Genomic DNA, 6821 nt, shown 5'->3' on the forward strand with positions numbered 1-6821 from the left:
GAATGTTTCTGAACGTCATATGGTTCTCCCGGCGATTCGGAGCGGACTCTATCCGCGAAATTCTCGAAAAACATGGCGCGAGCCCGCCGCCATGGCAAGCCTCCTGCAACGATGAAGCGAAATTACGCGGCAGGCGTTACAAAAATGCCCGCATTTCGGCGGGCATCGATGCGCATTTGAATGCCCGGTTACGAACGAACCAGGATGTTCTTGAACTGCCAGGGATCCTTGGTGTCGATGTCTTCCGGGAAGAGGCCCGGGCGACCATTAAGCGGCGTCCAGTCGGTGTAGTGACCTTCGACCGGGCCGAGATAAGGCAGCTGCACTTCTAGGCAGCGCTTGTAGTCGATCTCGTCGGCTTCGACGATACCAGCCTTCGGATGTTCGAGCGCCCAGACCATGCCTGCGAGAACCGCAGAGGTCACCTGCAGGCCGGTCGCATTCTGATAGGGCGCGATGCGGCGGGTTTCTTCGAGCGACAGGCGCGAGCCGAACCAATAGGCGTTCTTCTCGTGGCCGTAGAGGAGCACACCGAGTTCGTCGATGCCGTCCTCCAGCTCGTCTTCGTCGAGAACGTGGTGGACCGGCTGCGACGTGCCGCCGTTACCGAACATCTCATGCAGCGACAGGATCGCGTCGTTGGCCGGATGGTAGGCATAGTGGCAGGTCGGGCGGAACGTGACTTCGCCATCCTTGTCGCGGACCGTGAAATAATCGGCGATCGAAATCGACTCGTTGTGAGTGACAAGGAAACCATATTGCGGACCAGGCGTCGGGCACCAGGTGCGCACGCGGGTATTGGCGCCCGGCTGCTCGAGATAGATCGCGGCCTTGCAGCCCTTCTTCTGCTTCTTGGCGTTCTTCGGCATCCAGTTTTCATGGGTACCCCAACCGAGCTCTGCGGGCTGCATGCCTTCGGAGATGAAGCCTTCGACCGACCAGGTATTCCAAAAGACGTTGAGCGGCTTCGGATGCTTGGTGCGCTGCGTGTCGCGTTCGGCAATGTGGATGCCCTTGACGCCGACCTTCTTCATCAGCTTCGCCCAGCCTTCACGGTCGTGCTGATCCGGCTCGTCGAACTTCACGCCGATTTCGTTGGCGAGGTTGACGAGCGCCTGCTTGACGAACCAGGACACCATGCCCGGGTTTGCGCCGCAGGTGGAAACGGCGGTAGCACCGCCAGGGTTCTTCGCCTTTTCCTTGCGGACGGTTTCGCGCAGCGCATAATTGGTGCGATCGGCGTTCTTCATGTTCTTGTCGAAATAGAAGCCGAGCCAGGGTTCCACGACGGTGTCGATATAGAGTACGTCGAGCTTGCGGCAGAGCTTCATGATGTCGAGCGAGCCGGTATCGACCGAGAGATTGACGCAGAAGCCTTGACCGCCGCCTTTGGTCAGAAGCGGCTTCAGGAGATCCTTGTAGTTGTCCTTCGTCACGTATTCTTTGATGTGGAGGACACCGTACTTCTTCAGGATCTCCATGTCGGCCGGCTCGTCACGCGGGTCGATGACAACCATCCGGCTCTTGTCGAATTTGAAGTGGCGCTCGATCAGCGGCAGCGTGCCGCGGCCGATGGAGCCAAAGCCGATCATCACGATCGGACCGGTAATTTCGGCATATACCGGGTGGGTCTGTTCCGTCATTCTTTTCTCCTATGGAAGGTGACGAAGGCGATGAACCTTTAAGAATTCTTCTGCAATGGCGCGAGAAATGCGAGGTGACCGGCTCTAACCATAAATCGGCGTCACAATAAAGAGCGTTTGGGCCGGAAATGGATTTATCAGCGAGCGAACATGGGCAAGCTCCGCAACGAGGTCGGCCCTGTGCAGCGTCAGCCCCTTTGTAAGAGACTCTAGTTTTTCAGGATATCCAGCCCGGCGGCCACCGTCGTCACCGCGACTTCTGTGATCTCATATCTTGCAATGCCGTGAACTATGAATGGATCGGCGGCGACACAGGTCTCGATCTCGGCACGACTGCCGATAGCGAGGATGACGCCGCCGGTGCGGGGAACCTTGCGGCCGGAAGCAAGGAACCAGCCTTTGGCATAGCCTTCCTTGACCCAGGCCATATGCGGCTCCATGTGCTTATCGGCCTCTTCGTTCGGCTTCACATAGGTGAGCGCCAGTATGAACATGGCAAAATCCTTCCGCCCTATAGTTGCGAACCTGTTGAATATTCGATTGGAACGTTGCCATCCATCTTCTTTTGAGGAGTTGCGCGGCTTAGATGACAAGCCGTGCGGGGATGAGGCCGCGAAGCGAATTTCCAACGTAGATCTGGGCGTTGTGCAAATCGTCCAGGCGGATGCGACCGACGCGGGCTTTGCGCTGACAGATCAAGTCGGTGCGCAGCACGCCAGCGAGCAGGCCGCAGGAAATCGGCGGGGTGCGAAGGATGCCGGAAGCATCGCCGAGGAAGACTGAAGTGATCGTGCCTTCGCAGACGTCACCGCGTTCGTTCAGCATTAGCACTTCGTCCGCCTGCTGCGGCGTGTATTCGGCGCGGGCGGCTTCGTAGACCGTGCGGCGGGTGGTCTTGATCCGCAGCAGCTTGTCGGCGCTGTCGAGGCGGGTCGAAGCGATGCGGATGCTCCACACCGTGCCTGGCGCAAGCGGTGTGAAAGGCGCGGTCGTGACTTCTATGCGGCCCTGCGCATCGAAGGTCAGCCGGATGCGCAGAGCGCCCGTCGCGCCTTGGACGGAGGCATTGAGCTCATCGAGCGCATGTCGCGGCTCGGCAAAGCCGATCCGCCGGGCCGAGCGCGTCAGACGGGCAAGATGAAGCCGCAGGCGCATGAAGCCGGTCCCCGGTTCGAACCGCAATGTCTCAATCAGCGAGAAGTCGCTCATCGCGCGATTTCCTGGTCACCGATCGCAAAGCGCGCCTTGAGAAGGCATTCTTCATATTCGGCTTCCGCAGTGGAATCGAAGACGATGCCGCCACCGACATTGAAGATTGCCTTGCCATCGTCAAAAAGGCTGATCGTGCGGATCGCAACCGAAAAGCGCATGGCGCCTGCCGGAGAGATCATGCCGATCGCGCCGCAGTAGGCGTCGCGTGGCGTGTCTTCGAGTTCATGCAGGATGTGCATGGCGCTGAGCTTCGGTGCGCCGGTGATCGAGCCGCAAGGGAAGAGGGCGGCGAAGATATCGAGGATGGAAAGGTCAAGAAGAAGTTTCGCCTGCACATGGCTTACCATTTGGTGCAGTGTGGGGTAGGTCTCGATCTCGAAGAGCTTCGGAACATCGAGCGTACCGACCTTCGTGATGCGCGAGATGTCGTTGCGAAGCAGGTCGACGATCATCCGGTTTTCCGCCTGTGTCTTCATATCGTGCCGCATCGCCGCGACAATGGCTTCATCTTCGGCCGCATCGGCGCCGCGCTTGGCGGTGCCTTTCATCGGATGCGTCTCGATCCAGCCTTCCTCGTCCGTCCGGAAGAAGAGCTCGGGAGAGCGGGACAGGATGACGGGGCCGCCGAGATCGATCAGCGCACCGTATTTCACCGGCTGACGTTCAATCAGCGACCAGAAGGCCGCGCGCGGATCTCCATTCCAACGTGCTTCGATGGGCATGGTGAGGTTTGCTTGATAGCAATCGCCCTGGCGCAGATAACGATGCAATCGCTCGAAGCGCTCTTTGTATGCGGGGAATGCCCAAGCGGCTTTGGGCGCTTTTAGGAATTCCTCGTTGTCGAGACGCTGTTTCGGCTGCGCGAGCGGATGCCCATCCTTCTTTGGGGCGTCGAAGATGCCGAAGCAGAGCAATGGCGTCTGCCTGTTCTCTTGCACGAAGCCTGCGAGTTTTTCCTCGAAGAGATAGCCCGCTTCGTAAGACAGATATCCTGCCAGCCACTTTCCTTCCGTCTTGGCCGTCTCCATCCGTGCGAGGCCGGCGAAGAATTCGGCACGCGTCCGGGCGATGATGATCTCGGCGGGATCGGCGAAGAGCATGACTTCGCCGGTCGTGTCGTCGCGGAAGAGGATGCAAGACCGAGAAATTGTCATCCGCGCTCCCATTTGCTGAGATCGGTCGCCCCCGATTTCCTCATTCCCGTGCTTGTCACAGGGTTCCAGTCCCGGCGCATCCGCGTCGCGAATGACTTTTTTCGTTTCAAAGAGTCTCCCGCGCCCAAGGCCTTGGGCCCACTGGATTCCTGTGACAAGCACGGGAATGAGGGAGAAGGGATTACCTTCATCGTTCCTCGTAAGCGTTGCGCAATGCCTGGCTGCTTGCACCGACGGCCGAAGCTCAAGGTCAGGGCCTTCGGCTAGCCCCTGACCTTGAGTTGCGTCTTAAGCCTTATCAAGCGCTTCCAATTCATCGATCAGCCCCTCAATCATCGACAGGCCCTTGCTCCAGAACGACGGATCGGTGGCGTCGAGGCCGAAAGGCTTCAGGAGTTCAGAGTGATGCTTGGTGCCGCCGGCCCTGAGAAGCTCGAAATATTTGTCCTGGAAGTCCTTGTCGGCTTTCCGGTAGACGGCATAGAGCGAGTTCACCAGGCAGTCTCCGAAGGCATAGGCGTAGACATAGAAGGGCGAGTGGATGAAGTGGGGGATATAGGCCCAGTAGGTCTCGTATCCCTCGGAGATCCTGATCGCCGGACCGAGGCTTTCCGACTGAACCGAAAGCCAGAGTTCGCCGATATCCTCGGCGGTCAGTTCGCCTGCCTTGCGGGCCGTGTGAAGCTCGCGTTCGAATTCGTAAAAGGCGATCTGGCGCACGACGGTGTTGATCATGTCTTCGACCTTTTGGGCGAGCATCGCCTTGCGCTCGCGCTTGTCCGTCGTCTTGTCAAGCAGTGCGCGGAAGGTCAGCATCTCGCCGAAGACGGATGCGGTTTCGGCAAGCGTCAGCGGGGTCTGGCACATCAGCGCGCCCTGTGCGCCCGCCAGCACCTGATGAACGCCGTGGCCGAGTTCATGGGCAAGCGTCATGACATCCCGCGGTTTGCCCATGTAGTTGACCAGCACATAGGGGTGCGCTGAGGGAACCGTGGGGTGAGAGAAGGCGCCGGGCGCCTTTCCGGGACGCACGGGCGCGTCGATCCACTGCTCGTCGAAGAAGCGCTTGGCGATGGCTGCCATTTCCGGCGCGAAATTGCCGTAGGCCGAAAGAACGGTGTCCTTCGCTTCGCCCCAGGAAATCACTGCATTGGAGGTTTCCGGCAAGGGCGCATTGCGGTCCCAGAAATTCATCTGGTCCATTCCGAGCCACTTCGCCTTCATCTTGTAATAGCGGTGCGACAGGCGCGGATAGGCCTGCTTGACGGCAGCTGCCAGCGCATCGACCACGTCGCGCTCGACGCGGTTTGCCAGATGACGGCTGTCGGCGATATCCTCGAAGCCGCGCCAGCGATCGGAAATATCCTTGTCCTTGGCAAGCGTATTGGTGATCAACGTGAAGGTGCGGATATTCGCCTTGAAGGTTTCGGCGAGCGCCATTGCCGCCTTGCGGCGCGCTTCCGGATCCTTGTCCTGCAAAAGATTGAGCGCGACTTCGAGCGGCACCTTCTCGCCGTCGATATTGTAGCGGAGCTCGGCCATGGTCTCGTCGAAGAGGCGATTGAACGCAGCCGCACTCGTCATCGACTTTTCGAGAAAGAGCTGTTCCAGCTTGTCTTCCAGCTGGTAGGGCTTGTCCTTTCGCAGGTCGATCAGCCAGGGGCGGTAATGGCCGGCCTCAGGGTCGTTTGCCATGCATGCATCCATCACCGCGTCGTCGATGCGGTTCAGCTCCAGCGCGAAGAAGAGAAGGTGGCCGGAGAATTCGGTGATCTTCGCCTGGACGTCGCCGTAGAGCTTGCCGTTGACCGGGTTGGTCGTATCCGAGAAATAGGTGAGGCCGGCAAAAGAGCCGAGACGGCCGATGAGATCGTCCAGCGCCTCGTATTCCTTCAGCGCCTCGCCGATGCCTCCAGCGCCTATTTGGGCCGCCGCATCGGCAAGTTTGCCTTTCCATTTTTCCTCGAAGGCGAGCGCGTTGCGGCCCGCCTTTTCCATGTCGCTGGTGAAGGCGGTCGAGGTGGCGGAAGGGTAGAGATCCTGCAGCTTCCAGATCGGGAGGTCGCCGAGCGCCGGATCAGCCGCGGCCGAGGCAACTGTTGCCGAAAAATTAAGACCGGCGCCGGGGAGCACGAAATTCATGGCTTGGTTCCTCTTCCTCATTTCGAACAGGTCTGACTGTCTAAGCGCCGGAAGGCCCCGTATCAAGGGGCTTTCGGGATGCTGGAGGCCCCGCTTCGATACGGATTCGGTATCGCCACAATCGTTAAAATGCAATTATTTCTCAAAACTGGATGTTCAAGCCTTTCTGCCAGAGTGCCCGCAGGTTTCGCATGAAGTGAGGCGACAATGACCGGTTATAGTGAGCTCAAGGGTGCAGGGCAGATTCTCGTGGTCGAGGACGACCCGGTACAACGCCGTCTGCTGAAGAACGCAATCGAGCGCCACGGGCATGTCGTCCATCAGGCTGAGAACGGCCGCATCGGCCTGGAGATGGTCAAGCGTGACAGTGGTCTGTTCAATGTCATCCTTCTCGACCTGATGATGCCGGAAATGACCGGCCTCGAATTCCTCGAAGCGCTCCATGAACTCGGCACGCAGATCCCGGTGATCGTGCAGACCGGGCAGGGCGGCATTGAAACGGTAGTGCAGGCCATGCGTGCCGGCGCCTTCGATTTCGTGGTCAAGCCCGTTTCACCGGAGCGCATCGCAACCTCGATCGCCAATGCAATGAAGCTGGACCAGCGTGAAGTGCGGGCCCGCTCGGGCCGCCGTTCGCGCTCCGGCCTCGTCGGCTTCGACGACATTGTTT

At 59.3% G+C, this 6821-nt stretch carries 6 protein-coding genes; 1 reads left to right on the top strand and 5 read right to left on the bottom strand.

The annotated features are described in order from the left end of the window. Positions 1-188: 188 nt before the first annotated feature. The 5 genes from C9413_RS25385 to C9413_RS25405 all read right to left on the bottom strand — a co-directional run bounded on the left by C9413_RS25385 (position 189) and on the right by C9413_RS25405 (position 6151). Entirely contained in the window at positions 189-1643 is a 1455-nt protein-coding gene (locus C9413_RS25385) for a homospermidine synthase (protein WP_039846073.1), read from the bottom strand. Positions 1644-1852: 209 nt separating this feature from the next. Further along, positions 1853-2137 (bottom strand): YciI family protein, encoded by a 285-nt coding sequence (locus C9413_RS25390; RefSeq protein ID WP_039846072.1) that lies wholly within the window; start codon positions 2135-2137, stop codon positions 1853-1855. An 88-nt stretch (positions 2138-2225) separates the two neighbouring features. Next, positions 2226-2852 (bottom strand): aminotransferase class IV family protein, encoded by a 627-nt coding sequence (locus tag C9413_RS25395; protein WP_039846071.1) that lies wholly within the window; start codon positions 2850-2852, stop codon positions 2226-2228. Continuing rightward, positions 2849-4009: an aminodeoxychorismate synthase component I gene (locus C9413_RS25400; RefSeq protein ID WP_039846989.1), complete on the bottom strand. Its 1161-nt coding sequence runs from the start codon at positions 4007-4009 to the stop codon at positions 2849-2851. Before C9413_RS25400 ends, C9413_RS25395 begins: the two co-directional genes overlap by 4 nt. A gap of 288 nt (positions 4010-4297) precedes the next feature. Further along, positions 4298-6151 (bottom strand): M3 family oligoendopeptidase, encoded by a 1854-nt coding sequence (locus C9413_RS25405; protein ID WP_039846069.1) that lies wholly within the window; start codon positions 6149-6151, stop codon positions 4298-4300. A gap of 207 nt (positions 6152-6358) precedes the next feature. Here C9413_RS25405 and C9413_RS25410 point away from each other — a divergent pair. Continuing rightward, positions 6359-6821, top strand: a 463-nt coding sequence (locus C9413_RS25410; protein WP_170251062.1) for a response regulator, incomplete at its 3' end; no start/stop codon positions are given.

This window comes from Rhizobium sp. SEMIA 4085, assembly GCF_013004495.1.
In the GTDB taxonomy this organism is placed as follows: Bacteria; Pseudomonadota; Alphaproteobacteria; order Rhizobiales; family Rhizobiaceae; genus Rhizobium; species Rhizobium gallicum.

Bases quoted from the DNA above. Each gene is read 5' to 3' on its own strand.
- C9413_RS25400 (WP_039846989.1), bottom strand. From the start codon at position 4,009: ATGACAATTTCTCGGTCTTGCATCCTCTTCCGCGACGACACGACCGGC.
- C9413_RS25390 (WP_039846072.1), bottom strand. From the start codon at position 2,137: ATGTTCATACTGGCGCTCACCTATGTGAAGCCGAACGAAGAGGCCGAT.
- C9413_RS25395 (WP_039846071.1), bottom strand. From the start codon at position 2,852: ATGAGCGACTTCTCGCTGATTGAGACATTGCGGTTCGAACCGGGGACC.
- C9413_RS25385 (WP_039846073.1), bottom strand. From the start codon at position 1,643: ATGACGGAACAGACCCACCCGGTATATGCCGAAATTACCGGTCCGATC.
- C9413_RS25405 (WP_039846069.1), bottom strand. From the start codon at position 6,151: ATGAATTTCGTGCTCCCCGGCGCCGGTCTTAATTTTTCGGCAACAGTT.